Genomic DNA, 2,753 nt, shown 5'->3' with positions numbered 1-2,753 from the left:
TTACGGTCTGCGAGACGCAGCTGCCTTACCCCTGGAACGGGCAGAGCCTCACCGCCTCCGGCACCTATACCCATACCCAGCCGAATGCAGTAGGCTGTGACAGTATCGTTACCCTGACCTTTACGGTGAGCCCCCAGGTAACACCCGCCTTTGCGGCCATAGCCCCGATCTGTTCCGGCGCTACCGCTCCCGTGCTGCCCGCGACCTCGACCAATGGCATTACCGGCACCTGGAGCCCGGCTACAGTAAGCAATACCGCCACCGGTACCTATACCTTTACCCCCAATGCCGGCCAGTGCGCCACAACCGCAACATTGACGGTAACCGTAAATCCCGTACCGCCGGTGCCGGGAGTCAGCAGCCCGGTAGTCTACTGCCAGGATGCACCCGCCCTAGCCCTGAATGCTTCCGGCGCCAACCTGCTGTGGTATACGACACCCTCAGGCGGTACGGGCAGCCCCACGGCGCCTACGCCTCCGACAACAACACCGGGTGCCACCACCTGGTATGTGAGCCAGGCAGCGAACGGATGCGAAAGCTCCCGTGCTGCTATTGCAGTGATCATTAATGCTACGCCTGCTGCACCCGCAGTTAGTCCTGTAGCCTATTGCCAGGGCGAGCCGGCAACTGCACTGACCGCAGGCGGCAGCAACCTGCAATGGTATACCATTCCTTCGGGCGATACCGGCAGCGCCACAGCGCCTGTGCCCTCAACGGCAAGCCCGGGCACGACTACCTGGTATGTGAGCCAAACAGTAAATGGCTGCGAAAGTCAAAGAGCTCCGCTTACCGTGGACGTGAATCCTTTACCCGTTGCTCCGGACGCGGTCAGCCTCGTAGAATATTGTGAAGGCGATCTGGCAGCTGCGTTGAGCGCCACGGGCGAAGGCCTGCGTTGGTATACAGAAGCGGAAGGTGGTACAGGCGCCATGACAGGCCCCGTTCCATCGACAACAACGCCGGGTACCACGACCTGGTATGTAAGCCAGACGGTCAATGGCTGTGAAGGCCCGCGAACCCAAGTAGTCGTGATTGTTCATGCCAATCCTGTGGTAGATGCGAAGCTGGAGATCGTGGGTACGACGATGTACCTGAACGCACAGGCACCGGGGACCAACCTGGGCTATGCCTGGACGCCTTCCGAAGGATTAAGCTGTACGGATTGCAATCGTCCGCAAGCCAGCCCCGCCCGTAGTACAATATATACGGTAACGGTAACGACATCAGCAGGCTGTAAAGCAACAGATACGGTAGGCGTTTACCTGGACTGCAACAAAATCTATATTCCTAATACCTTCAGCCCGAACGGGGATGGCAACAACGACCGTTTTTACCCGATCGGCCTGTCGCTGAAGTGGGTAAAGGTATTCCGTATTTACAACCGCTGGGGCGAGCTGATCTACAGCAGGGACAATGTACCGGCCAATGATCCGCTCTATGGCTGGGATGGTAACTACCAGAGCAAGGCGGTGAAGCCCGATGCTTTTGTGTATTACCTGGAAGCGACCTGTACCTCAGGTGAAGATATCTTCAGGAAAGGGGATATAACCATCATCCGCTAACGCATGTACAGGTGGCCGGATAGGAGATCTATTGCCTGTAATCACCAGCTGTAGCAATGTATCCGGTATTCTTCAGCAGCTGATAAATAAGATGTTCTATGAAAATTAAAACAACACTTCTTCTGATGATGACCGGCTTGTCCGTACCGGCCGCTTTTGGGCAGGATATTCATTTCTCCCAGTTCTTCGATCATAATATGGTCCGCAACCCGGCGCTGACCGGCATCTATAGCGGCGATTATAAGATTGCGGCGAATTACCGCAACCAATGGGCGACCATAGGCATGCCTTTTCAGACCTTTCTGGCGACGGCCGAATCCCGTATCGGTATCAACGAGGTGAACGATTGCCTGAGCTACGGCTTTGCTGCAAGTCTTGACAGGGCGGGGTCTGTTGGCTTAACCACCATACAGCTGACACCGGCCTTAAACTACAATAAGTTCCTGGAAGACGATCATGATTCCTATTTGTCCGTTGGTTTTTCGGGCGGTTATATTCAGCGCTCGGTGCAGCAGGATAAGATGACCTTCGCCAGCCAATATGTGGGCGGTGAATATTCGGCGTCCAATCCCAGCAACGAACATATACCGCGCAACCAGGTGCACAACTGGGATTTGAGCGCGGGCGTAAGCTTTAACAGCTTCATCGGGCGGGCAAAGAAAGCTACTTATTATCTGGGTGCAGCGGTATATCACATTACAAACCCCAGGGAGTCCTTTTTTACACAAACAGCGCTGGTCAACCTGAAGATGAAATGGAGCGGCCAGGCGGGCTTCTCAGCCTTTATTACAGAGCAGGTGCTGCTTACCTGCCATGCAAATGTAAACTACCAGGACCCCTACCGGGAGATCGTAGCGGGCGGCCTGCTTGGCTGGCGCCCCCCGGATGAAGCCGGGCAGAAGAAATTTTTCTTTATCCAGGGCGGTTGCTTCTATCGCGTCAACGATGCTGTTATCCCTATGGTTAAGGTCGATTACGATGCTTACTCCTTCACTTTCTCCTACGATATAAATGCTTCAAAGCTAACTACGGCCAGCAATGGTGTTGGCGGGCTGGAAGTATCGCTGATCTATAAAGGAATGATCAAAAAGCGGGAATTGAAAGCGAAGATGCGTTGCCCTTCGCAGTGCCCGAGACTGGAGCTGCTGGAGCATGTCAAACGTGATGAAGGCGGTGTGTATTAACAGCATT

The 2,753-nt window shown here is 54.7% G+C and carries 2 protein-coding genes; both read left to right on the top strand.

The window, feature by feature from the left end:
• On the top strand, positions 1 to 1,562 hold a 1,562-nt coding region (locus DZC79_RS20940), incomplete at its 5' end, for an Ig-like domain-containing protein (protein WP_157977334.1).
• A gap of 98 nt (positions 1,563 to 1,660) precedes the next feature.
• Positions 1,661 to 2,746, top strand: a complete 1,086-nt coding sequence (locus DZC79_RS20935) for a PorP/SprF family type IX secretion system membrane protein (RefSeq protein WP_118953567.1) — start codon at positions 1,661 to 1,663, stop codon at positions 2,744 to 2,746.
• The last annotated feature ends 7 nt before the right edge of the window (positions 2,747 to 2,753 follow it).

Origin of the sequence: Taibaiella helva (assembly GCF_003545695.1) — a bacterium.
Classification (GTDB): Bacteria; Bacteroidota; Bacteroidia; order Chitinophagales; family Chitinophagaceae; genus Taibaiella; species Taibaiella helva.
The sequence above is the reverse complement of the archived record's forward strand: the minus strand, read 5'-3'. Positions and strand labels throughout refer to the sequence as shown.

What these genes read in the sequence shown, in the direction of transcription:
- DZC79_RS20935 (WP_118953567.1), top strand. Translation starts at nt 1,661, where the DNA reads ATGAAAATTAAAACAACACTTCTTCTGATGATGACCGGCTTGTCCGTA.